Genomic DNA, 25728 nt, shown 5'->3' on the forward strand with positions numbered 1-25728 from the left:
TTACTATTTAATACTGAAACAGACCACTTTAAATTACTCTTTTATACGTTCTTTATACGTACCTTTATCGGTTTCAACCTTAATTTTATCACCTTCATTAATAAATAAAGGCACGTTAACAGTAGCACCAGTTTCTACAGTTGCTGGTTTTGTAGCATTTGTAGCTGTGTTTCCTTTTACACCAGGCTCTGTATGTGTAACTTCTAAAATAACATTTGCTGGCATTTCAACTGATAATGGCATACCATCTTCTGTGTTTATTAAAACGGTTACAACTTCACCTTCTTTCATTAAATCAGGACTATCTAAAGTGGCTTTTTGTAATGCTATTTGTGAATAATCACTTGTATTCATAAAATGATAGGTTTCGCCTTCATTGTATAAATATTGAAATTTATGCGTTTCAACTCTTACATCTTCTAATTTATGTCCTGCAGAAAACGTATTATCAATAACTTTACCTGTAGTTACACTTTTAAGTTTTGTTCTTACAAAAGCAGGTCCTTTGCCTGGTTTTACATGTAAAAATTCTATAATTTTAAAAATATCATGATTGTATCGTATACATAATCCGTTTCTAATATCACTAGTACTTGCCATATAATTAATTTGATTTAAAATATCCTTTCATAATACCACGGTGTGAATTCTTTATAAATTGAAGAATTTCATCACGCTCTGGTGTTGCTTCCATTTCAGCTTCAATAATTTCAGAAGCTTGTGTATTATTATAATTTTTTTGGTACAGAATTCTGTATATATTCTGAATTTCTCTAATCTTTTCGGTATCAAAACCACGTCTTCTTAAGCCTACAGAATTAATACCAACGTATGATAATGGTTCTCTAGCTGCTTTTACAAATGGAGGTACATCTTTTCTAACTAAAGACCCGCCTGTTACAAAGGCATGGTTTCCAACTGAAACAAACTGATGTACCGCTGTCATACCTGCCAACACTACATAATCGCCCACGGTTATGTGGCCTGCTAATGTGCTATTGTTTGAAAAAATACAGTTATTACCCACAATACAATCGTGCGCTATGTGGCAATAGGCCATAATTAAACAATTATTGCCAATTACGGTTTTCATTCTATCGGCTGTACCTCTATTAATGGTTACACATTCTCTTATGGTAACATTATCGCCTATTTGTACTATGGTATCTTCGCCGTTATACTTTAAGTCTTGCGGATTTGCAGAAATAACAGAACCTGGAAATATACTACAATTTTTACCTATACGGGCACCTTCCATGATGGTTACATTGCTTCCTATCCAAGTGCCTTCACCAATAACAACATTGTTATCTATGGTAGTAAAAGGCTCAATCACTACATTTTTAGCAATTTTAGCACCGGGGTGCACATACGCTAAGGGTTGATTCATTTTTTATTTTTTTATTTAGTAAGTATAAATGTTATGCGCAATAAAAAGTTAATATTATTTTACTTTTGTTATTTGCGCCATTAATTCTGCCTCGGCACATAGTTTACCGTTGGCATAAGCATACCCTTGCATGTGGCAAATACCACGACGTATAGGAGTTATTAATGAACATTTAAAAATTAACGTATCTCCTGGCATTACTTTTTGTTTAAACTTTACATTATCCATTTTCATGAAAAATGTTAAGTAATTTTCAGGATCTGGCACGGTGTTTAAAACCAAAATACCACCAGTTTGCGCCATAGCTTCTACTATTAAAACACCTGGCATTACAGGTGCTCCCGGGAAGTGTCCTTTAAAAAACTCTTCATTCATAGTAACGTTTTTGGTTGCTGTAACATGGTTATCTGTAAGCTCAAAAACTTTATCTATTAATAAAAATGGTTGCCTGTGTGGTAACATAGCCATTATTTGGGTAACATCCATTAATGGCGCTTGGTTTAAATCTATATTAGGAACGTTGTTTCTACGCTCGTTTTTTATAATTTTAGCTAATTTTTTAGCAAATTGTGTGTTTACAAAATGACCTGGTTTGTTAGCTATAACTTTACCTTTAATACGGGTTCTAACCAAAGCTAAATCTCCAATAACATCAAGTAATTTATGTCTTGCAGCTTCATTTGGGTAGTGCAATGTAAGGTTGTCTAAAATACCATTAGGTTTTATAGCAATACTATCTTTTTTAAAGGCTACTTTTAGTTTTTCCATAGTGTCTTCAGACAGTGGTTTGTCTACATACACAATAGCATTGTTTAAATCGCCGCCTTTAATTAAACCATGTTCTAAAAGCATTTCAAGTTCATGCAAAAAACTAAAGGTTCTAGAGCTTGCTATGTCTTCTTTAAAATCAGACATTTGTTTTAATGTAGCATTTTGGGTACCTAAAACTTTAGTACCAAAATCTACCATGGTAGTAACTTGGTATGCTTTTGCAGGCATCACTAATATTTCACTACCAGATTCTTCATCAGTATAAGATACTATTTCAGTAACTTCAAATTCTTCTCTAAACGCATCTTGTTCAACAATACCTGCTTTTTCAATAGCTTCAACAAAAAACTTTGAAGACCCATCCATAATTGGTGGTTCAGAGGCATTTAATTCTATAATGGCGTTATCAACATCTAAACCAACAAAGGCTGCTAAAACATGTTCAGAGGTTTGAATTTTAACACCGTTTTTTTCTAAACAGGTACCACGTTGTGTGTTGGTAACATAATTGGCATCTGCTTCAATAATTGGAGCGCCTTCTAAATCTACGCGTTTAAAAGCCAACCCAAAGTTTGCCGGTGCTGGTGTGAATTTTAGTGTAACATCTTTACCGGTGTGCAAGCCTACACCTGTTAAAGATACTTCGTTATCAATGGTTTTCTGTTTTACATCAGTGTTTATAATTCCCATTATTATTTTTCTATATCGTTTAGTTTCTTAACTATTTTTGGTAAGTTTTTAAAGTGTACGTAAGATTTGTTATAATCTGAATACGGTAAAGCTGGCGAACCTTGCAGTACTTCATTGTCTTTTACATTGCGTCCAATACCAGACTGGGCTTGTATTTTCACATTGTTACCAATGGTAATATGACCAACAATACCAACCTGCCCTCCTATTTGACAATTTTCGCCAATTTTAGTTGAGCCAGCAACACCCGTTTGTGCTGCTATTACAGTATTTTTACCAATTTCTACGTTATGTGCTATTTGTATTTGGTTGTCTAGTTTAACACCGCTGCGTATTATGGTTGAACCTAAGGTAGCTCTATCAATGGTAGTTGCAGCACCAATATCAACATGGTCTTCAAGAATTACATTACCAATTTGAGGCACTTTATGGTATTCCCCTTTTTCATTAGGCGTAAATCCAAAACCATCGGCTCCTATGATAGCCCCTGAGTTTACCACGCAATTATTACCTATAACGGTTTCAGAATATATTTTAGCACCTGCAAATACAACAGTATTATTGCCTATAGTGACATTATCACCAATATAAGCGTTGGGGAAAATTTTAACGTTATCGCCAATGTTTACATTTTCACCTATATAAGAAAAAGCACCAATATAAATGCCACTGCCGTAAGAGGCTGTATTTGCTATAAAATGAGGTTGCTCTATACCTTCTTTATTGTTTTTAACTTCGTTATAATACGCTAAAAGCTTTGAAAAGGCTTTATAAGCATCATCTACTTTAATTAAAGTGGTGCTTATAGGTTCTTCGGGTGTAAAACTTTTATTAACAATAGCCACAGTAGCTTTTGTTGTGTAAATATGTGCGGTGTATTTAGGGTTTGCCAAAAAGGTTAATGCTCCTTCGGTCCCTTCTTCTATTTTTGATAATTTAGATACTTCGGCGTCTGGATTGCCTACTACATCGCCCTCTAAAATACCTGCAATTTGTTGTGCTGTAAATTTCACACTGTCTTGAGTTTGTAGTTATTTGTTAGTTTGGTAGCGCAAAAATAGAAAAAATGTGCTAAAATTTGCTATGTACCATTTCTTATTAATTTTTAATTAGCTGATATCTGTTTTAGGATAGCACAAATAATACTTAGTAACAGGTTTTGAAAGTGCTTTCAAATTAAGGTGATCTGAAGCTTTTACGATGTCTTCAATTTTGCCATTTTTATACAAAATGTTAATACCCTTATGCTTTAATTGATAGGCTTGGTTTGATATACTTCCAGTAAATACAAAGTAGGCCGCTTCTTCGCTACTAATATTATGCTTATGCATTAATGCCGTTGTATGATTATCTAAACTACTTGTTTTAGCGGGTTTCTTTTTAAGTTTTATTTTTAAAAGGTTTCTATTAATAATCATTTCGCATAAGTTGCTTAGCACAAAATCGTCTTCGTACTGCCAGTGTTTCATTGCCGAAATAATATCATAATCATCTAAACGCGCAAATACCTCTAAGGTTTCAGTAGTAAAGTTTTCTTTTGTAATTTTTGTATCTAAAAAATACATAAGTGCTTTACTAGCGTATAATTTATGGCCGCTTTCATGCAATTCTTTAGCGCGTTTTAACACCCTTATTAGCAACTGTTCTGCCACCAAACTGGTTTTATGTAAATACACTTGCCAATACATTAAACGTCTGGCTACAATAAATTTTTCAACACTATAAATACCTTTTTCTTCAACCACTAATTCATCATCAACTACATTTAACATGGTTATTAAGCGCTCACTATTTATGTTTCCTTCGGCAACGCCTGTGTAAAAACTATCGCGTTTTAAATAATCGGCCCTATCCATATCTAACTGACCAGAAATAAGCTGACACAGAAAATTTCGATGATATTCACCTTTAAAAACCGCAATGGCAAGCGTTAAAGTTCCGTTAAATTCTTCATTTAAACGCTCCATAAAAAGCAATGAAATTTCTTCATGTGATACGTTGTTTACAATACTATGTTCCATAGCATGTGAAAAAGGCCCGTGCCCAATATCATGTAATAAAATAGCAATGTAAAGCGCGTTTTCTTCGTCTTCAGAAATGCTAACACCCTTAAAACGAAGCACATTTACAGCCTGCTGCATTAAATGCATGCAACCTAAAGCGTGATGAAATCTGGTATGATGTGCACCAGGATAAACTAAATACGATAAACCCATTTGGGTAATACGCCTAAGCCTTTGAAAATATTTATGCTGAATTAAATCAAAAATTAACGAATTTGGAATGGTAATAAATCCGTAAATTGGGTCGTTTAATATTTTAAGTTTATTCAAACTTTTAAAATTGCGGTTATATTTTACAAATATAATTATTACAATAACATTTAACAGTAGCTTTAATGAATACAATACATATACTTTGGGTTGATGATGAAATAGATTTACTAAAACCTCATATTATTTTTTTAGAACAACGCCATTATAAAGTCACCAAATGCAAAAGCGGTACCGAAGCGCTAGATGCCATAGCAGATACAGCGTTTGACATTGTTTTTTTAGATGAAAACATGCCCGGTTTAACAGGTCTTGAAACGCTTAATGCTATCAAAGAAAAAAAGGCCAATTTGCCCGTTGTAATGATTACAAAAAGCGAAGAAGAATATATAATGGAAGAAGCTATTGGTAATAAAATTGCCGATTACCTTATAAAACCCGTAAACCCTAACCAAATATTATTAAGTTTAAAAAAGAATTTAGATCACTCCAGACTGGTTTCTGAAAAAACCACCTCTAATTACCAACAAGAGTTTAGAAAAATAGCTATGGATTTGGCCATGGTAAACACCTATGAAGAATGGGTAGAGTTATACCAAAAACTTATTTATTGGGAAATTCAATTAGAAGATATTGAAGACACCGGGATGTTTGAAATTTTAGAATCGCAAAAAAACGAAGCCAACATACAATTTGGTAAGTTTATTGAAAAAAATTACCCCAAATGGTTTGAACCAAATACCAATGCGCCGGTTATGTCTCACACCTTATTTAAGGGAAAGGTACTACCCGAGATTTCACCTAAACAACCTACATTACTTTTGGTAATTGATAACTTAAGATACGACCAATGGAAAGCCTTTGAACCTATAATTAATAATTATTATAAAAAAGACAAAGAAGATGCCTTTTTTAGCATACTACCATCGGCAACCCAATATGCGCGAAATGCTATTTTCTCAGGTTTAATGCCTAGTGATATGGAAACCTTATTTCCGCAGTTTTGGAAAAATGATACGGATGATGGTGGCAAAAACTTGCACGAAGCCGATTTTTTAGACGCCCAAATGAAACGTTTAGGCTTAAACAACTTAAACTATGAATACCATAAAATAACCAACCTAAAAAACGGAAAAAAACTAGCAGAAAACTTTAGTACATTAAAAAACAACGATTTAACTGTGGTGGTTTATAATTTTGTTGATATGCTATCGCATGCTAAAACCGAAATGGAAGTAGTTAAAGAGTTAGCTTCAAATGATAAAGCTTACAGATCATTAACCGTAAGTTGGTTTAAAAACTCACCGTTGTTAGACATGATTCAGCAAGCACAACAACTTGGGTTTAAACTTATTTTAACCACAGACCACGGTACTATAAATGTTAAAAACCCTTCAAAAGTTATAGGCGATAGAGAAACCAGCTTAAATTTACGCTATAAAACAGGCCGAAGTTTAACCTATGATTCCAAAGAAGTTTTTGAAGTTAAAAACCCCAAAGCATTACACTTGCCTGCAATAACTATGAGCAGTTCGTTTATTTTTGCTAAAAGCGACTCGTTTTTTGCTTACCCCAATAATTATAATCATTATGTAAGCTATTACAGAAACACATATCAACATGGGGGTATTTCCATGGAAGAAATGATTATTCCGTTTACGGTGCTTTCACCAAAATAATCCACATAATACACAAAACACCCGATGAAATGCATTGGGCTGCTAGGAAAAGATAAATTAATTACTTATACTTGCATTAAAATAGGTAGATTTTGAAAGTTGATTATACCATTGAAAACATTGATGCTATAGCGCAAAACATAGTTAACAATTTAACTAGCAACATCATACTATTATATGGCAACATGGGCGTTGGTAAAACCACATTGGTAAAACATTTGGTTAAAACCCTAGGTAGTCATGACGATGTTAGTAGCCCAACGTTTTCAATAGTCAATGAATATGAAACAAATGATAAATTAATATATCATTTTGATTTGTATAGAATAAAAGATATTGAAGAAGCTTATAATTTTGGTATTGAAGATTATTTATATAGTGAAAACTACATACTAATTGAATGGCCAGAATTAATAGAAAAACATATTGATAACCCTGTTAATTGTATTAAAATTGTTTTAAACCCAGACAATTCAAGAACGTTAACATTACAGTAACCAACAAAAAAGCAGAATACTGTTGCATTTGTAACGCTAAACCAAATGATTAAAATGAGTGTACTTTTTGCTATGTACGGAAAAACCATAGCTAAATTTTACAAAAACCCTCTTTTTAACATTTCTTTAACATTTTGAAGCCAACTGAATTTTAGTCTTTAGCTACTTTTGAGGTAAATAATTAATTAATTTAAATCCCTTAAAAAAATGAAAACTAAAAAGTATTTAATCGCTTTAGCGATTTTCGGAGGCATGTTATTTGTAGCACAAGCAGCAGATTCTTTAAACGAAAATGGAGCAGAAACAGCAAAAGTTGAAAAAGCAAAAATCAAAGTTCCAACGCACGGATAAAAAAGGCTTAATAATAGGCAGTGTTGTTGCTACCATAATAGCAAGTACGCCTTATTTATTTTACTTATACGAAAGTGTTCCAAACGAAAAGGTTTGGAGCACTTCTTTTTTTACATACAGAAGTATTTTTTACGAAAATGCTAATGTAGCTATGTGGATTATTGCTAGCAAAACAATTCCACTTATACTACTGCTATTGTGGTTTTTTACATGCAGGCATTGGTGGTATCATGTTTTACTGGTTCCAATTGCAATGTATGCATACCAAATATTCAATACGCTTAATGAGGATCAAGAATACATTGACTCTAATCAGTTGATATATTTAATTCCAATAATGGCAATAATTATTCCGTCAATTTATTTAATAAGGGCGCGTATTTTTAACAAAATTAACGATGCTGAAAAATCGTTAGAAGAATTAGAAGAAGAATTAAAATTATCGCCAAAAAACTTTTGGCAAAAAATTAAACAATACTTTTAAATTACTTATCGTTACGCTCTAAGCGGTCTCTTTCCTCCAATTCAATGGTGCGCTTTTTAATTTTTAGTTTTGTATTACCAAACTTGTAGTTAAAGCCAACAGTAAACAACCTGTTTTCTATATTCGATTTTGTTAAAATATCTTGGTTTAAATAATTGGTGTTGTAATTAAAGTTTAGCGTGTTAAAAATATCGGTAACTCCTAAACTTAATGACGCTTTATTGTCCCAAAACGTTTTTCTTAGGCTTAAATCTACTCCCAATCGCGAACTTGCTTCCGAAGGGCCATCAACTATAGGCGATATATAAAACAAAGAGGCTTCAGCACTTAAACTTTTATCTTTTAAAAAGCTAACATAATTCACCATTTGTGCTAATAATGTCCACTTTTCAAAATTTAACGTTGCGTTATTGTTTTCTAAAGCAATAAACGTATTATCATAATAAAAAATACTAGATAATACATAAATACTCCAATCTTTAAGTATTGGCGTGTAGGTTGTAAAATCGAAACCATAAGACACGCTGTTGTCTATATTAGTATTTATGTATTTTATAAGGTTTTCGTTATTATCTTGAAAACTAACTTCTAACGCAGGATTGTTTTCATAGCGGTAGTATAACTCAAAAGTAAAGGTATTATTTAGGGTATATCCTAATGTAAACACGTCATCAATTTGTGGTAATAGCCCTGGGTCTCCTGTAATGTATGTATTATCGTTTAAAAAGAATTTAAACGGGTTTAACTGGTTATATCTAGGCCTATAAATACGTTTTTTATAGTTGGCATACACTTCGTGATTTTGATTAATATGGTGCAAAAGATTAACCGATGGAAACAACTTAAAATAATTAGTGTCATTATCTTGATTTTGTGATGCAGACACACTATTTATTGTAGTATATTCACCACGAAAGCCTGCTTTTAAACTCCAATTTTGCCAATCTTTTTCAAAACTAACATAGGCGGCGTAATTGCCCTCTTCATAATCAAAAATATCAGAATTTTCTAAATCTGTTTCTTTCATTCCATTTTCAAAAGAAAACTGATTTAAAACACTTTCAGAGTTTATATGTGACACCTTTACCCCTGTTTCAAACAAAGCATCATTAGCCAAAGGCCATTCAAAATCAGTTTGTGCTGTACTTAGTTTTATAACCTGACTAGAAAAGGTTTGAAATTTATTATTTCTAAAAGGGCTGTTTGCATTTGGTAAAAAATAACCAGTATTAACATCTTGAAAGTTAGAAAAATCATAATTTGTATGATGCAAACTGGCCGATAATTGTGCACCTTCTTTATTAAATTGATGTTTGTAATCTAACGTAAATGCCATATTAAAAAGCTCTAAAACAGCATTGTTAGTGGTGTGAAATGTAGAATCTAAATTTTTATTAGCATCAAAAACTTCGGTATAGGAATCTACATCGGTTTGCGAAGGTCGCCTTGGTGAAATAAGCATATTGGTACTTAACCCTAAACTATTTTTGGCATCTATACTATAATCTATTTGCGCATTAATGGTTTTGTTAGCCGATTGTCTGGTACGTTTATAATCTGTTTCCCAAGCGGTTGTTTGGGCGTTATTGGTGTAAAAGTTTACAAACTCTAAATTGTTTCTGTAGGCTTTTTGCGGATTATCATTAAAATTAACATACGTATTCAGCTTATCTGATTTAAAAAAATGACTCGTACCATAAGAAAACTTAGGAAACTGAAACCCCTGTTTATAATTACCATAAACAGAACCGTGATAGCCCGTGATTAAATTTTTAGTAGTTACAATATTTAAAACCGAACCGCCTTCAGCTTCATATTTTGCTGGCGGATTGGTAATAACCTCTACATATTTTATGTTATTGGCCGGTGTTGCCTCTAAAAGCTGTAACACTTCATTGGCAGACAAATGTACTTTACGGTCGTTTATGTATATGGTAGGTTCTGAATTTTTAATAGATATACGGCCATCAAACACCAAAACACTAGGCGTATGTTTTAACACATCTAACATGGTATTGTTAGAAAGGGTGGAGTTTTCAACTTGAAACACCAACCTATCTACCATACGCTTTATAGTAGGTTTTTTAGCAACAACCGTAACACCATCAAGAGATTCTACGGCATCTTTTAATATTATAGTATTCACGTTAACATCACTAGAAACTGTTAACGATCTTTTTAACGTGCTATACCCCAAAAAACGTACTTCTAAGGTATATACACCACTTTTTAAATGTTGCACCACAAAATTACCATGGTCGTCTGTAGTGGTTCCTTTTATAATCACCTCATTTTGCAATAAAACAATATTAGCAAACGCTATAGGCATTTGCTGCTCGTCTATAACTTTACCGCTTACAGTATATGTTTGAGAAAACACTAGACTATTAAAAAATATAATAGAGAGAAGTAGTATTTTTTTTATCATTAGGTTAAATTCTGATTACAAAAATACATAATTTAACATTTATGGACTTCGGAAAAACCACAGAAAACGGCAAAACAAACATCACTTTTATTAATTTGTGATTTTTTTAATCAATAATTATATTTTGTTTTAATTCGCATTAAAAAATTTATTTGTAATTTGATTTTTATAAACAAACAACACCATGTCAAATCCATTATCGCCTTTTACTAAGCAACAGCTTATTCCGCAAGAAGAAACCTTAGAAATTTTTAAAAAAAAGGGTGATTTATTTATAGGTATTCCAAAAGAAACCGCTTTTCAAGAAAAACGTATTTGTTTAACGCCCGATGCTGTTTATGCGCTAGTAAATAATGGCCACCGCGTATTATTAGAGGCCGGTGCTGGTGAAGGCGCTAGTTTTACAGATAAAGATTACAGTGAAGCAGGTGCCGAAATAACCAAAGATACCGCCAAAGTATTTGGCTGTCCTATGATTTTAAAAGTAGAGCCACCAACACTAGAGCAAATAAAACTTATAAATCCCGGTACCATCCTAATATCGGCATTACAATTAAAAACACAAACAAAAAAATACTTTGAAACCTTAGCAAGCAAACGTATTACAGCTCTGGCTTTTGAGTTTATAAAAGATGCCGATGGCACATACCCTGCGGTAAAATCATTAAGCGAAATTGCGGGTACTGCCTCGGTATTAATTGCTTCAGAATTGCTATCAAACCCCCATACGGGTAATGGCCTTATGTTTGGTAATATTAGTGGTGTGCCACCGGTTGAGGTGGTTATTTTAGGTGCAGGTACAGTAGGTGAATTTGCTGCCAGAGGCGCCATGGGATTAGGGGCTAACGTGAAGGTTTTTGATAATTCTATTACCAAATTACGCTGCATTCAAACACATTTGGGTAGGCCTTTTTTCACATCTACCATTCAGCCTAAAAATTTAACCAAAGCCTTAAAACGTTGCGATGTGGTTATTGGTGCTGTTAGAGGTAAAAACAGATCGCCTATAGTGGTTTCTGAAAGTTTAGTACAATCTATGAAAAAAGGCGCTATTATTATAGATGTTAGTATTGATATGGGTGGCTGTTTTGAAACCAGTGAAGTAACATCTCATAAAAACCCCACCTTTGAAAAACATGGTGTGGTACATTATTGTGTGCCTAATATTCCTGCCAGATATCCCAAAACTGCTTCAGTTTCAATAAGTAACATTTTCACGCCCTACTTAATGCAAATTGCAGAAGATGGTGGTTTAGAAAATTCATTACGAATAGACCGCGGTTTAAGAAATGGGTTGTATTTTTACCACGGCATTTTAACCAGTAAACCCGTTGGCGAATGGTTCGATTTAGGGTATAATGATGCCAATTTGCTTATTTTTTAACAGCTTCCTAAAACACAATACATGAAATTAATGCAACGTTTAGGCTACTATTTGGGTGGCTTTTCAGTAGGTTTAATCATTTTAGCCTTTTTTTTAAGTGGTAAAAAAACCTCGTGTAGTTACGGACCAGAAGCACGCGTTTTAAAAAACATAAACTCTAAAACCCTTCATTATACACCAAGGTTTTTAAAAGATTCTGTAGTAATTACACAAATTTTGCATACTGGTAATGTGGTGTTTTCAAAAAGCAACCCTAGGCAAACACCTTGTGGCACTTATTGTATTGAAGGGCAGCACAATGACTTTCTGTATGAATTAACCATTGAAAACTGCGATAGTATAGCTACCGTTAAAAATTTTAAGCACGCCCCCTAACATGCTAAAACGAGGTTTTGATATTGTTTTTTCGGTTATTGGTATTATCATAACGGCGCCCTTACTTGCAATTATTGCCATACTTATAAAACTAGACTCTAAAGGCCCTATCCTATTCATACAAGGGCGTGTTGGGAAGCACAACACAGATTTTAATATTTATAAATTTAGAACCATGCGTGTGCGTTCTGAAACATCGGGCTTGCTCACCCTTGGTAATAATGATAATAGAATCACGAAAGTTGGTTATGTATTAAGACGGTATAAATTAGATGAATTTCCACAGTTATTCAATATTTTAAAAGGCGATATGAGTTTTGTAGGGCCACGACCCGAACTACGATATTACGTTAATTTTTATACTGAAGATGACATGAAAATTTTTGCGGTACGCCCAGGTATTACAGGGCTTGCCTCTTTAAAATATCGGAATGAGGTTGAACTTTTAAAAGCAGCCGATGATCCTGAACATTTTTTTATACATACTATAATACCTGATAAACTGCGTTACAATAAAACCTACATTAAAAATCAAAGCTTTTTTTTAGATATAAAACTTATAGCGCAAACAATTTTTAAAGTCATAACTAAATAATATACTTTTAATTATAAATGCTGCCGTTTCTATTTTTATGACTACATTACAAATTTTATACGTTTAGTAAAAAACATCTACACAAAATAAAAATTTAATTTACATCATAATTAAGCAATTTAAGCTTAAAATACACATAAAAACCATGTCACAGACAACAAACATAAACCTTGCCGTTCTTATTGATGGCGATAATATACCTTCTGCATACGTAAAAGAAATGATGGAAGAAATAGCAAAATACGGCAACCCCACAATAAAAAGAATTTATGGTGATTGGACTAAGCCTAATTTATCTAAATGGAAGAACATGTTATTAGAACATGCCATAACACCTATCCAACAATATGGTTATACCTCTGGTAAAAATGCTACAGATTCAGCCATGATTATCGATGCTATGGATATTTTATACTCTAATAAAGTACATGGGTTTTGCATTGTCTCTAGTGACAGTGATTTTACCAGATTAGCAACAAGATTAAGAGAAGCAGGTATGCAGGTAATTGGTATTGGTGAAAAGAAGACACCAAACCCTTTTATAGTGGCCTGTGATAAGTTTATATATATTGAAATTCTTAAAACACAATCAAAAGAAAAACAATCTGAAGAAGCTAAAGAACAAGACACAGAATCAGTTGAAAAAATAACAAATAAAGAGCTGAAACTTATTGCGGATTCTATTAATGCCGTGTCAGATGATGATGGTTGGGCTTTTTTAGGAGACGTTGGAAGTTTAATTCAAAAAAAACGTCCTAATTTTGATCCTAGAAACTATGGGTTTCAAAAGTTAACGCCACTAATAAATGCAACAGCTTCTTTTGATATTGAAAAACGCGAAAACCAAAAAGGAAAATACAAATTAGTTTATGTGAAAAATAAAGAAAAGCGGTTGACACGTAATTAAAAATTTAAATTTAAAACATCGTATATTTATACGTTACCATACAATAAATTAATTTCATAGTGCGCATACATGAAACCAAATACGCCCAATTATTTAGACCAACTTTTTAATAGCTATGAAGAGGTCTCTGCACAAACTACCTATGCTACACGAAATAAAACACTAGATTTTTCACAACATACCATTTTAATAACAGGCGCTGCAGGCACCATTGGCAGTGCATTAACCAATCAATTGGCTGCTTCAAATGTTAAAAAATTAATAGCTGTTGATGTTGCAGAATCCCCTCTTTATAATCTTAGCAAAGCCTTAGAAAACACAGCAAACAACCACATAACTTTTGCACTTTTAGATATTTTAGATGAAGATGCATTGTTGCACATTTTTAAAACACACCAACCAACACTGGTATTTCATACCGCCGCTTACAAGCATGTGCCCCTTATGGAAAACGCGCCATACAATGCTGTTAGAGTAAATATTTTAGGTACACATCGTGTAGCTAATATGGCGCATACATTTAAGGTACAAAAATTTGTGTTTATATCAACCGATAAAGCTGTGCAAGCATCGGGTGTTATGGGCATGAGTAAAAAGGTGGCCGAAAACTATCTACACACCCTATCTAAAACCAGTACTACCTCCTTTATAACAGCAAGGTTTGGTAATATTTTTGGTTCTAATGGTTCTGTGGTATGCCAGTTTAAACAACAATTAGCGTTGGGTTTACCGCTAACCATTACAAATACCAATATTGCACGCTATTTTATTTCCAAGCAACAGGCTACCGCACTTATTTTACAAATAGCAACATATAAAAGTAAAGGCTATACATTATACAGTTTCAACATGGGGCAAGCCATTAAAATTATAGATATCGCAAAAAAGCTTTTACAGCGTAATCATAAAAATATAGAAGATCATATCCGTATTACAGGCCTTAGGCCAGGTGAAAAGTTTTCAGAAATCTTAGTTGCTGCTCATGAAACCTTAATACCTACCGCCCATAAAGATATTTTTGAAATTAGCACGCAAACACCATGCAATAACATTACAGATATTTCAGTGTTTAAAACAGTAAAACCGCATACTGCTGCACATACTATAAAAGCCTTACTTAAAGCACATATCTAAAACGCATTTGCATTTTTTTCATTGAAACGATTACTCATAACCATCAATTACTGAAAATACACAAAATTTTTCGGTTTTACAGTTACGCTAGCAATATCGGGTGAATTCTTAGAGGTAGTTGACTATGCAGTAATGGCATTTATAGATTATTAACATCAATACGGAACAAATTTTGATATCGTAATAAAATGTATTTACTTTGTAATAACATACTAAGATATTATGGAAACATCAATAATCAAAATTGGAAATTCAAAAGGGCTTCGTTTAAGCAAGACCATTTTGGAAAAATATAACATAAAAGACAAGGTTGAACTTATTCTTGAAAAAGGGCAGATAATCATAAAACCTGTTATTTCACCAAGAAAAAATTGGGAAGAGAAATTTAAGGAAATGAGTGAAAACGGTGACGACAAATTACTTATGAATGATGTGTTCGATGATGAAAACCTTGAAGAATGGATTTAAAACAATATGCAATAGTTCTTGTAAATCTTGACCCAACAATTGGGAGTGAAATAAAAAAGACAAGACCTTGTGTTATCGTTTCTCCAAATGAAATGAATAAATACTTAAACACCATCGTGCTTGCTCCAATGACTACAAACCTGAAAAAGTATCCAACAAGAGTTTCAGTAAAACATAACGGAAAAAAGGGAATGATTGCAATAGACCAAATTCGGACAGTTGATAAAACCAGAATCGTCCGAGTTTTTGAATGTTTGACAACATCAGAAATCAGAAATTGCAAAGAAGTAATAAAAGAAACCTTTGTAGATTAAAAAAAGCACTTATGCCTACAATGTGCAAATTAATTACTTAGTTATAAGACTACAATTTTTGGTAATTTGCTTTTGGTACATGTTGACAGTAAATAATTAGATTGTGTTGTTGCAAAATATAAAATTTAAGAAACAAACAATAAATACTGACGTTGCCTGTGTGTTGCCGATTGTAACCCACTATAAAACTACGCCTCTTTTCGGCGTTGGATCTCCTTGGTTATTAGCGTTAATTCTCTACTGGTTTGTCCTGCTACCGAGGTGTTTTCTTCAGCCCTTCTAATTAAATAAGGCATCACATCTTTTACAGGGCCAAACGGTAAATACTTAGCCACATTATAGCTATGGTGTGCCAAGTTAAAACTAATATGATCACTCATACCGTACAATTGGCCAAACCATACGCGGGCATCATTATGGGCTATTTGTTGGTTTTGCATTAAATCCATAAGCAAGTATGAACTGTTTTCGTTATGTGTTCCGGCAAATAAAGCAATGGTACCTATATGCGCCATAATGTATTTTAAAGCTGCATTAAAATTTTCATCGGTTGTAAACTTGTCTTTGCATATAGGTGATGTATAGCCGCGGTCTTCAGCCCTGTCATTTTCTTTTTCCATATACGCGCCACGTACTACTTTATAACCTAAAAAATAACCTTCGGCAAGAGCTTTTTCGTGTTCTTTTTTTAGAAACGCCATACGGTCGTGTCTGTACATTTGCAGTGTATTAAAAATAAGCGCTTTTTCGGTATTGTAAGTTTGCATCATTTGTGTTACCAAACCATCGGCGGCATCTTGCATCCAGCTTTCTTCGGCATCAACTAAAATAGCAACGTCATAAGCTTTGGCTTTTTTACAAACGGCATCAAACCTCGCTACAATACGTTGCCATGCATCTTGTTCATCAGGGCTTAATGTACTGCCAGCACCTACTTTTTCATACAAACGTATACTACCAAATGCCGTAGGTTTAAAAACCGCAATAGGTATAGCTTCTAAATGTTTGGCAAATTCAATAATCTCTAGTATTTTTTCGCATGACGCATCAAAATGTGTTTCATCATTTTTGCCTTCCACAGAATAGTCTAATACAGAACACACCCCTTTGTCATACATCGCATTAATTACAGGTACGCAATCGTTTTCGTTAACACCGCCACAAAAATGATCAAATACGGTAGCACGTATTAAACCATCAATAGGCAAACGTAATTTTATAGCAACATGGGTAAGTGCAGTGCCTATTTTAACCAAGGGCGCTATAGAAATCATTCTAAACAAATAATACGCGCGTTTTAAAGCGGTATTGTTCTTTAATGAAAACGCAATTTCAGTATTATTAAAGATTTGATTGTTTTGTTGCATTATCTTCAAAATTTTCGGCAAATATAATTAACCTTATGCTATCATTTTATATAAAAACGCCGTAATTTCACGGCTTTAAAAATTTTAACTTTTTTTTATGGATTCTATTAGTTATAAAAATTGTAAAATTCATTTTAACAATACGTGCTACACTTCTATAAATGCGCACATTACACAACATAATTTCTCTAAAATCTTCATTTTAGTAGATGAAAACACGCACACCCATTGTTTACCTTTATTTTTAAAACATTTAGAAACCAATGTTGCTATTGAGATTATTGAAATAGCATCGGGCGAAATACATAAAACCATAGACACTTGTGTGGGCGTTTGGAACACCCTGTCTGATCTTGATGCCGATAGAAAAAGTCTTATGATAAACATTGGCGGTGGCGTTATTACAGATCTTGGTGGTTTTGTAGCCTGTACCTTTAAAAGAGGTATTGCTTATGTTAATGTGCCTACTACCCTATTATCTATGGTTGATGCTTCGGTAGGTGGAAAAACAGGCGTAGATTTAGGGCATTTAAAAAATCAAATTGGGGTTATTAGCGACCCAGATATGGTACTTATAGATCCGTATTTTTTAAATACACTACCAGCAAACCAAATGCGCTCTGGTCTTGCCGAAATGCTAAAACACGGCCTCATTAGCGGTGATACCTATTGGCAAAAGTTTCAAGATTTAGCCGCATTAACCTTGGCCGATTTAGACATGCTTATTTATGAATCGGTACTTATAAAAAAGCATGTGGTTAGCGAAGACCCTTTTGAAGATGGTATACGCAAAACCCTAAACTATGGGCATACCCTTGGGCACGCCATAGAATCTTATTTTTTAAGTCACCCAAACAAGCAAACACTATTGCATGGCGAAGCTATTGTAATAGGCATGATTTTAGCAAACTATATTTCTACTCAATTAACAGGGTTTCCTCTAGAAACTACAGATGCAATTAAAGCATTATTTGTTAGTTACTATGGCAAAGTGAAAATTGATGCCTCTGAATATGAACCAATAATGGAGCTTCTTAAATATGACAAGAAGAATAACCACGGCAATATTAATTTTGTATTGTTAGAAGCCATAGGAAAACCTAAAATAGATTGCAAAGTAGATGATGCCATTATTATTGATGCCTTTGCATATTACGCCAGTTAAATACTAATATGGCATCAGTTCACGTGATTTTGAGGCACAAGGCATTGATCGAGAAGTCATAGTACACAATACGATACCAATAAAATCGCATCACGCGAACTGATGATGATGCAAAAAATTATGCTTACAAAAAGAATAATTCCTTGCCTAGGTATTAAAATGGTCGCACCGTAAAAGGTGTAAACTTTTCAGATTTACGTGATGCCTACACTATCTAGTAAAGCACGCTAAAAAATATGCCGAAGTTTGTACAGTCCCCCTCAATATAACCTATAATCCTAGCAACTCAGTTCGCGTTACATCTCACTACAAAGCATGGTATCAAAAACCTGGTATTAAAATTGAGCTGTTTTTTTGTAAATTTGTTTAAGACAATTTTTATTTACATGGGCATACAAACCACAAAACTAGAATTATTAAAAATCATTTTAGAAAACGAAAACGCTGAATTTATTCAACGTATAGCTGATTTTGTAAAAAAAGAAGAAAAAGATTTTTGGTATGACCTTACTGCCTCTGAGCAAGCAGAAATAAAAAAAGGCATTCAAGACCTTAAAGAAGGACGAAGGATTTCTTACGAGGATTTTTTAAATAAAATGTCGTAAATAATGACTGTATTTTTATCTGCTCTTGCAGAAACTAAGCTTCTAAAACTATCAGAATACTTAATAAAACATTGGAATTCAAAAACAAGAGATGATTTTATTACTAAATTAACTGAAAAAATCAACCAAATTTCAGTGCATCCAGAAAGCTTTCCGAAATCATCTGAATTCTAAAAACCTGTATAAATGTGTTGTAACAAAACAAACAACCTTATATTATCAGATTAATTTCCCTAAAAATGAAGTTGAAATCATTACTATTTTTGATAGCCGACAACAACCTGAAAAGCTGAAAAAAGATATAAATTAAACCATATAAAAACAGCGAAAAACGACATCATTACAAACACAGTTAAACAACACTTTTCAAATTCTTATCACATCAGCTCGCGTAATTTTGGGCACAAGGCATTGTATCAAAAACCAAACGCTATAAACACACTCATACGTTGATATCATCATGCCATATCACAAACAAAAAAAAACGTCTGTAATTATAATATCACAGACGTTTTTTATATTAAAATATGTCGTTTTTAAGCCTTCCCTTTTTTAAACCAACGTTTCTTTTGGGGTGCTGCATAATACCCATAATTACCACCGTAACCATAGTTAGATTCTTGTACATCATTCACCACAAGCATCATACCGTTTAATTTCTTATCGGTATGTAATTCTTTGGCAAAGTTTAAAATGCGCTTTTCGGTATAGCCTGCTCGGGTTACATATATGGTATGACCCGCATATTGGCTTATTAATAATGTATCTGTGACTAACATGGCAGGAGCTGTATCTACAATAACATAATCGTACTGTTCAGAAACAGTATCAAATAATACTTTCATGCGGTCACTCATCAATAACTCTGCAGGGTTTGGTGGTATTTTACCAGATAGCATAATATCAATAGACACGTCATTAATATCATACGGGTTTACAGCATCTTGAATACCTAAGGTATCATCTACTAAATAATCTGTTAAACCAATATCAGCTTCTTCCGTATCTACACGGCGTTTAATAGCTTTATAAATTTGTGGGTTTCGTATATCAGCCCCAAGTAACAACACGCGTTTACCTGCATTGGCCATTGTTAATGCCAAGTTTAAACTCACAAACGATTTTCCTTCGCCACTAATAGTAGAGGTTACAAAAATCACATTGTTATGCGTTTTTACTTGTCTACCGCGCGCGATGAAGTCAAGGTTGGTACGTATAATTCTAAACGATTCAGACATAATAGAACGGTCGTGCTTGGTTACCAAACCATTGGCCTTATTGCCAAAATTTGGTATTTCACCCAGTACCGTAATATTAGGAATTTCCTGTTGCAAGTCTTCTTTACTATGAATTTTAGTATCTAATAAATCTTTCACGTAAATAACACCAAACGGTATAAACAAACCTAAAAATAAAGCCCCAAAAATAAGCACTGTAGGCTGTGGCGCTATAAAACTACCCAAGCTATAAGGGCTTTCAACCACTTTTATTTTTGGTGAAATCGATGAAATAGATATATGGGCTTCCTCACGTTTTTCTAAAAGAAAAATGTACATCGATTCTATAATACCCTGCTTACGTTGTATAGAACGTAAGGTACGCTCTTGGTTAGGTGCAGAGTATAATTTTGAATTTATTTTACGTGAACTATTTTGTAAAGCGCCTAATTGTATGTTTAAGGTTTGTTTGGTATTGTTAATACTTTGCAAAAGGTTACCGCGTATTTGCCCAAGCGTATTATCTAATTCTACCACCACGGCATTATTCTCGCCAGCACTCTTTAAATAATTACTGCGTTGCGCTAACAACTCGTTGTAGCGTGACGCCATATTGTTAATAGCGGCATCACCACCACCTATGTTAGACGGAATGCTTTCATAAGGATTATCACCCAAAGCACCGCCCATATAATCTAACAAACTCAGCTGGGTTTTAGCACTTTGAATCATTTCTTCATTTTGCACACTAGAGCTAAACGCCTGTTCCGATGAACTGGCCATATCTGCAATACGGTTACGCGATTTAAACCCTACAATACTATCATCTACGTTTTCAAGATCAGATGCAATAGATTGTACACGCTCATTAATAAAGTTAGCCGTGTTAATCGCTTGTCGGCGTTTTTTATTAATAGACGAGGTATCGTATTCATCAATAAGCGTCCCTATAATATCAATGGCTTTTTTCTCCACAGGGTCGTCCATTGTAATATTTAATACTTTAGACGATTCCCCACTGGGGTACACCCCTATACGGCCTTTTAAACCTTGCGCAATACGTTCAACAGGAATGATGTTTACTTTAATAATTTGATTGTTATAACCACTAATATTGGTGTTAGGTGTTAAAATCATCCCACCAAAATGCGTATCAATTTTTTCACCAAAGGCCAGTGGTTTGGGGGCATCATCTTCATGTAACCTGTAATTAAAATGCGTGTTAGATGTTGCTTCTACATAAAAGGTAAACCCCACTTCATTAATTAACGAATCTGATGCTATAAAATTAATTTGAAATGGCTTATTGCTGTATAATTCATAATCATTAACACGCCCAATAGAAAAATACTGAATGTTTAAATCCAGTTTATCCACAATATTACGTAAAAACTCTCTAGACTTAATTACCTGAATTTCATCATCTATTTTAGCGGCCTCATCGCCAGAAAAAATGGTTAAATCTTTAATAGCTGCTTTTCCGGTTTCATTTTCACCATCATCTAACACCATAATTTTAGCCATGGCGGTATATTGTGGTACTAAAGAACGAATTTGAAAATAGGCAAACACCAAACAAACGAGTGCTGAAAGTACAAACCATTTCCAATGCTTGGTATAGCCGCTTATAAATTTTTTAAAATCAAAATTTTGAAATCCGTTTCCTTTAGGGTGCTGGTTTAAAGGTTCCATATAATAGTAATTGTCTTATCGGGTAAGTAAAACTGCTAAACTAACTATAATACCGGCTACAGAAGATATAACGCCAATACGGGAATCACCAGACGCTCTACTTATACCACCTTTATTAGGTTTTACATATACAATATCATTTTGCGTTAAGTAAAACACCGGCGAGTTAAACACTTCTTTACTGGTTAAATCTATTTCTGTATAGGTCTTGGTGCCGTTAAAATCTCTAATCACCATAATATCTTTACGTTGCCCGTTAATATTAAGGTCGCCTGCCATGGCAATAGCTTCTAATATTGAAATACGCTCACCACTTATAGGGTAAACCCCCGGGCTATTTACCCAACCTAAAATACTCACGCGGTAATTTTTTATACGCATAATAACCACCGGGTCTTTAAGGAGTTGCCCTTGTTCAAATTTCTTTTTTAAAAGTTCCTTGGCTTCTTCAACCGTAAGGCCTACCATTTTAATCTTCCCTAATACCGGGTAATCAATATTACCATCGGCATCAATAAGATAATCTATTAACTGGCCACCACCATCACCACCTGTAGCTTCTACTAAGTTATAAGGTTTGGTTACTTCAAGGTTTAAAGTAGATACGTTAATACTTAAAATATCGCCAATTTTAAGTTTGGCTTTAAAGGTATCGGTATCAACAATGGTTTCAAAATTTTTAGCATTCTGAAAATACACCACATCTTTTTTGGTGTAGCAAGATGTGAGAGCTAACAACATAACACACAGGCATACAAGCTTGCATCTATTAAAATAGCGGATCATACAATATAATATATTTGGGGAAAATAATAATTTTTAACCAGTTATTAAAGGCTCTTAGAGGTTTTGTTTGGTTTGTTACTTTGGCCTTCAGTTAAGCTTTTGGCTTTCTTATAAATTTGCACACGCTTATCAAAACGCTCATAATCTGAGTTATTTGATTTATATTCTGGTATTAACTCCTTCATTTTTAAAACAATGTTGTTGTTTTGAAAACGGTTGGTAATACAAAGCTCTTCTATTTGTGCTTTTACATTTGCGTGGTCAAGGTCTCTGGTTTTACTTATCATAATTTTCTTATGGTAGGTAGATAAGGTATTTTCACCATTAGCCAATAACTCTTCGTATAATTTTTCACCAGGGCGTAAACCTGTAATTTTAATATCAATATCATCAGGGTAATGTAAGCCTGATAGTTTAATCATGTTTTTAGCCAGGTCAAAAATCTTAACAGAATCACCCATATCAAAAATAAAGATCTCACCGCCTTTACCCATTGTACCTGCTTCTAATACCAATTGTGAGGCTTCAGGTATGGTCATAAAGTAACGCGTAATATCTTTATGAGTTAATGTTAGCGGTCCGCCTTGTTCTATTTGCTTTTTAAACAATGGTATAACAGACCCGTTAGACCCTAGTACATTACCAAATCTGGTAGTAATAAACTTGGTTTTACTTTCTTTTTGTAAACAGCTAATATACATTTCAGCCATACGCTTGGTAGCCCCCATCACGCTGGTAGGATTCACCGCTTTATCAGTAGATACAAACACAAATTTTCTAACGTTATATCTAGACGCGGTATCGGCCAATAACTTCGTACCGTTTACATTTATTTTAATAGCCTCGTAAGGCGATTTTTCCATTAAAGGCACATGCTTGTAAGCCGCCGCATGAAACACCATAGTAGGTTTGTAGTATTGAAAAATACTGTCCATACGTAAACCATCTCTAATATCAGCTACAATGGCTGTAAAATTGTGTTTACCAGCACGTTTTAAATCTTGTTGTACATCGTATAAAGCAGATTCGGCTTGATCTACCAATATTAAATGCTTCACATCAAAATTAGAAATTTGATTTACTAACTCACTACCAATAGAACCTGCAGCGCCCGTTACAATAACCGTTTCGCCTTTAAATTCATTAATTAAGTTAGGATTTTCTATTTCTATAGGCTTACGGCCTAATAAATCTTCAATCTGGAATTGTTTAATTTGGTTCGCACTAAACTCGCCATCAATCCACTTTTCAATAGGTGGTACTTTTTTAACTTCTACATCTAAAGCTGTTAAACTATCTACCAAACGTATAATACGTCTTGGTTCAATCGTTTGGGCAGCTACAATAATTTCATCAATACCATGCTTCTTAATAAAACGGGTATCTACATTTTTTGAGGGTACAATACTAATACCATTTATTAATTTACCACGTTTTTTAGCATCATCATCAATAAAGTTAATAATGTTAAACTTTTTATCGGTACCACTTAATAAGGCGTTATAGGTTACAATACCAGAATCGCCCGCCCCATAAATTAAAATGTTTTTAGAGGTTTTAAACTTGCATTTTAAGGTGTTGTAAATTAATTTAAATGCTAACCTACTCCCTGCTAAGGCTACAAAACTTAATAAGGCATGCATGACAATAATGGTTAACGGAATGGTAAACTTAGGCAAGATACCAAAGGCTCTGTTGGTTAACACACCAACACTACAAATAGTTGCAATAAGCAGTACGGCTTTAAATACATTGACCACATCGGTAAAGCCGGTATGCCTAATCACACTTTTATAAGAGCCTACTAATAAAAAGCTCACACCAGCTACAAGTGCTAAAAATGGTAATTGCACAAAAAACTGGTTGGTGTCAAAGTTAAGCGTAAAATTAAAACGTATCACATAGGCCACAAATAAGGTAGCCAAAACAATAGCTAGGTCAATAGCAAATACCAGCCATTTTGAGGCATAGCGTTGCGATAGTTTAAAGAGGTAATTTTGCATCATGATAAATTGGGGGTTTTTAATATAGTATGTAAAATACGGTCTAAATCACTGGGGGTTAAATTAGAACCACTAGGCAAACAAAGGCCTCTATTAAAAAGGTCTTCAGATACACCATTGGTAACATGCGCACAATCTTTAAATACGGGTTGCGTATGCATAGGTTTCCATAAAGGTCTAGATTCTATAGCGTCTTCTAATAACGTAAGGCGAATGGCCTCACGCGTGCTGTATGAATCGGTTAAAATACAGGTTAACCAACGGTTTGAAAACAAACCAGCAGGCTCCTCTAAAAACGTCACGTTTTTAAAATGTGACAAGTGTTGTTTATAAAAGTCGTAATTGCGGCGTCTGGCAGCAACACGGTCGTCTAGTACTTCCATTTGGCCTCTACCAATACCAGCTACCACATTACTCATGCGGTAATTGTAACCAATAGCCGAATGTTGATAGTGCGGTGCCTCATCGCGGGCTTGGGTGGCTAAAAATACCGCCCTATCTTTCAAGGCTTGGGTATTTGTTATTAACGCACCACCACCCGATGTGGTAATAATTTTATTGCCATTAAATGATAATACCCCCATATCAGCCAAAGTACCACAAGCCTGTCCTTTATAAGTACTCCCTAAAGCTTCGGCGCTATCTTCAATCACGGGTATATCATAGGTGTTCGCAGTGGCTTGTATGGCCTCGGCCTTGTAGGGCATACCATATAAATGCACGGCAATAATAGCTTTAGGCTTTTTACCTTGCTGTATACGTGCTTTAATAGCAGTTTCTAAAAGCTCAGGACACATGTTCCAAGTATCACGTTCACTATCAATAAAAATAGGTGTGGCGCCTTGGTACACAATAGGGTTGGCTGATGCTGAAAAGGTAAAACTTTGGCATAATACCTCGTCACCTGCACCAACATCTAATAACTGCAATGCTAAATGAATAGCTGCTGTACCGGCGCTTAAGGCAGCTACATGCTTCGTACCTCCTAAATACGCTTGTATGGCTTCTTCAAAACCATTCACATTAGGTCCTAAAGGCGCAATCCAATTGGTATCAAAAGCCTCATTCACATATTGGCGCTCCGTACCGCCCATGTGGGGAGATGATAAGTATATTTTAGTTTGGGTTAGCATGTATCATATGTTTTATAAGA

25 protein-coding genes are annotated in these 25728 nt (G+C 34.1%); 14 read left to right on the top strand and 11 right to left on the bottom strand.

From position 1 onward, the window contains the following. Positions 1-33 precede the first annotated feature (33 nt). The 5 genes from efp to ACXAG4_RS12415 all read right to left on the bottom strand — a co-directional run bounded on the left by efp (position 34) and on the right by ACXAG4_RS12415 (position 5184). Complete coding sequence (gene efp / locus ACXAG4_RS12395; protein ID WP_475296393.1) at positions 34-600, bottom strand: elongation factor P; 567 nt, start codon at positions 598-600, stop codon at positions 34-36. A 4-nt stretch (positions 601-604) separates the two neighbouring features. Then, complete coding sequence (gene lpxA / locus ACXAG4_RS12400; RefSeq protein ID WP_475296394.1) at positions 605-1390, bottom strand: acyl-ACP--UDP-N-acetylglucosamine O-acyltransferase; 786 nt, start codon at positions 1388-1390, stop codon at positions 605-607. 54 nt (positions 1391-1444) lie between these two features. Next, positions 1445-2851, bottom strand: coding sequence for a bifunctional UDP-3-O-[3-hydroxymyristoyl] N-acetylglucosamine deacetylase/3-hydroxyacyl-ACP dehydratase (locus tag ACXAG4_RS12405; protein ID WP_475296395.1), 1407 nt, complete (start codon positions 2849-2851; stop codon positions 1445-1447). Between the two features lie 2 nt (positions 2852-2853). Then, positions 2854-3864 carry a UDP-3-O-(3-hydroxymyristoyl)glucosamine N-acyltransferase gene (lpxD, locus tag ACXAG4_RS12410; RefSeq protein ID WP_475296396.1) on the bottom strand — a complete coding sequence of 337 codons (1011 nt, stop codon included), beginning with the start codon at positions 3862-3864 and terminating at the stop codon, positions 2854-2856. A 96-nt stretch (positions 3865-3960) separates the two neighbouring features. Beyond that, positions 3961-5184, bottom strand: a complete 1224-nt coding sequence (locus ACXAG4_RS12415; protein ID WP_475296397.1) for an HD domain-containing protein — start codon at positions 5182-5184, stop codon at positions 3961-3963. Between the two features lie 65 nt (positions 5185-5249). Here ACXAG4_RS12415 and porX point away from each other — a divergent pair, with 65 nt between their 5' ends. The 4 genes from porX to ACXAG4_RS12435 all read left to right on the top strand — a co-directional run bounded on the left by porX (position 5250) and on the right by ACXAG4_RS12435 (position 8135). Beyond that, a complete protein-coding gene (gene porX, locus ACXAG4_RS12420) occupies positions 5250-6803 on the top strand; it encodes a T9SS response regulator signal transducer PorX (protein ID WP_475296398.1) in 1554 nt (517 codons plus the stop codon). 92 nt (positions 6804-6895) lie between these two features. Beyond that, complete coding sequence (tsaE, locus tag ACXAG4_RS12425) at positions 6896-7300, top strand: tRNA (adenosine(37)-N6)-threonylcarbamoyltransferase complex ATPase subunit type 1 TsaE (RefSeq protein WP_475296399.1); 405 nt, start codon at positions 6896-6898, stop codon at positions 7298-7300. Between the two features lie 207 nt (positions 7301-7507). Continuing rightward, the gene (locus ACXAG4_RS12430; protein WP_475296400.1) at positions 7508-7651 is read left to right on the top strand and encodes a hypothetical protein; all 144 of its coding nucleotides are present in this window, start codon (positions 7508-7510) and stop codon (positions 7649-7651) included. Next, positions 7614-8135: a hypothetical protein gene (locus ACXAG4_RS12435; RefSeq protein WP_475296401.1), complete on the top strand. Its 522-nt coding sequence runs from the start codon at positions 7614-7616 to the stop codon at positions 8133-8135. Before ACXAG4_RS12430 ends, ACXAG4_RS12435 begins: the two co-directional genes overlap by 38 nt. 1 nt (position 8136) lies before the next feature. On the opposite strand, the gene ACXAG4_RS12440 is transcribed toward ACXAG4_RS12435, so the two are convergent. After that, the gene (locus tag ACXAG4_RS12440) at positions 8137-10563 is read right to left on the bottom strand and encodes a TonB-dependent receptor domain-containing protein (RefSeq protein ID WP_475296402.1); all 2427 of its coding nucleotides are present in this window, start codon (positions 10561-10563) and stop codon (positions 8137-8139) included. Positions 10564-10747: 184 nt separating this feature from the next. Between ACXAG4_RS12440 and ACXAG4_RS12445 the strand changes: the two genes are divergently transcribed. The 7 genes from ACXAG4_RS12445 (at position 10748) to ACXAG4_RS12475 (ending at position 15740) form a co-directional block, all read left to right on the top strand. Continuing rightward, a complete protein-coding gene (locus ACXAG4_RS12445) occupies positions 10748-11947 on the top strand; it encodes an alanine dehydrogenase (RefSeq protein ID WP_475296403.1) in 1200 nt (399 codons plus the stop codon). A 21-nt stretch (positions 11948-11968) separates the two neighbouring features. Continuing rightward, positions 11969-12322: a hypothetical protein gene (locus ACXAG4_RS12450; protein ID WP_475296404.1), complete on the top strand. Its 354-nt coding sequence runs from the start codon at positions 11969-11971 to the stop codon at positions 12320-12322. Position 12323: 1 nt separating this feature from the next. After that, positions 12324-12917: a sugar transferase gene (locus ACXAG4_RS12455; protein WP_475296405.1), complete on the top strand. Its 594-nt coding sequence runs from the start codon at positions 12324-12326 to the stop codon at positions 12915-12917. Between the two features lie 145 nt (positions 12918-13062). After that, complete coding sequence (locus tag ACXAG4_RS12460; protein WP_475296406.1) at positions 13063-13824, top strand: NYN domain-containing protein; 762 nt, start codon at positions 13063-13065, stop codon at positions 13822-13824. A gap of 69 nt (positions 13825-13893) precedes the next feature. Then, positions 13894-14958 (top strand): SDR family NAD(P)-dependent oxidoreductase, encoded by a 1065-nt coding sequence (locus tag ACXAG4_RS12465; protein WP_475296407.1) that lies wholly within the window; start codon positions 13894-13896, stop codon positions 14956-14958. Between the two features lie 222 nt (positions 14959-15180). Next, the gene (locus ACXAG4_RS12470) at positions 15181-15426 is read left to right on the top strand and encodes an AbrB/MazE/SpoVT family DNA-binding domain-containing protein (RefSeq protein WP_475296408.1); all 246 of its coding nucleotides are present in this window, start codon (positions 15181-15183) and stop codon (positions 15424-15426) included. After that, a complete protein-coding gene (locus ACXAG4_RS12475) occupies positions 15417-15740 on the top strand; it encodes a type II toxin-antitoxin system PemK/MazF family toxin (RefSeq protein WP_475296409.1) in 324 nt (107 codons plus the stop codon). The genes ACXAG4_RS12470 and ACXAG4_RS12475 overlap by 10 nt, the downstream gene beginning before the upstream one ends. 188 nt (positions 15741-15928) lie before the next feature. Here ACXAG4_RS12475 and ACXAG4_RS12480 read toward each other — a convergent pair whose 3' ends face one another. After that, entirely contained in the window at positions 15929-17107 is a 1179-nt protein-coding gene (locus tag ACXAG4_RS12480; protein ID WP_475296410.1) for a proline dehydrogenase family protein, read from the bottom strand. Positions 17108-17204: 97 nt separating this feature from the next. On the opposite strand from ACXAG4_RS12480, the gene aroB reads away from it, so the two are divergent. The 3 genes from aroB to ACXAG4_RS12495 all read left to right on the top strand — a co-directional run bounded on the left by aroB (position 17205) and on the right by ACXAG4_RS12495 (position 19051). Next, on the top strand, positions 17205-18272 hold the full coding sequence (gene aroB / locus ACXAG4_RS12485) for a 3-dehydroquinate synthase (protein WP_475296411.1): 1068 nt from the start codon (positions 17205-17207) through the stop codon (positions 18270-18272). 386 nt (positions 18273-18658) lie between these two features. Further along, positions 18659-18877, top strand: coding sequence for a hypothetical protein (locus tag ACXAG4_RS12490; protein ID WP_475296412.1), 219 nt, complete (start codon positions 18659-18661; stop codon positions 18875-18877). 3 nt (positions 18878-18880) lie between these two features. Then, positions 18881-19051 (top strand): type II toxin-antitoxin system RelE/ParE family toxin, encoded by a 171-nt coding sequence (locus ACXAG4_RS12495; RefSeq protein WP_475296413.1) that lies wholly within the window; start codon positions 18881-18883, stop codon positions 19049-19051. Between the two features lie 362 nt (positions 19052-19413). Here the strand turns inward: ACXAG4_RS12495 and ACXAG4_RS12500 are convergent, their stop codons facing one another. From ACXAG4_RS12500 to ACXAG4_RS12515, 4 genes are all read right to left on the bottom strand, one after another. Next, complete coding sequence (locus ACXAG4_RS12500; RefSeq protein WP_475296414.1) at positions 19414-21786, bottom strand: GumC family protein; 2373 nt, start codon at positions 21784-21786, stop codon at positions 19414-19416. Positions 21787-21801: 15 nt separating this feature from the next. Beyond that, positions 21802-22527, bottom strand: coding sequence for a polysaccharide biosynthesis/export family protein (locus ACXAG4_RS12505; protein ID WP_475296415.1), 726 nt, complete (start codon positions 22525-22527; stop codon positions 21802-21804). An 89-nt stretch (positions 22528-22616) separates the two neighbouring features. After that, positions 22617-24578 carry a polysaccharide biosynthesis protein gene (locus ACXAG4_RS12510; protein WP_475296416.1) on the bottom strand — a complete coding sequence of 654 codons (1962 nt, stop codon included), beginning with the start codon at positions 24576-24578 and terminating at the stop codon, positions 22617-22619. Further along, on the bottom strand, positions 24575-25708 hold the full coding sequence (locus ACXAG4_RS12515; protein ID WP_475296417.1) for a DegT/DnrJ/EryC1/StrS family aminotransferase: 1134 nt from the start codon (positions 25706-25708) through the stop codon (positions 24575-24577). The genes ACXAG4_RS12510 and ACXAG4_RS12515 overlap by 4 nt, the downstream gene beginning before the upstream one ends. Positions 25709-25728 lie beyond the last annotated feature (20 nt).

The organism is Seonamhaeicola sp. ABD4_175, from assembly GCF_056160885.1.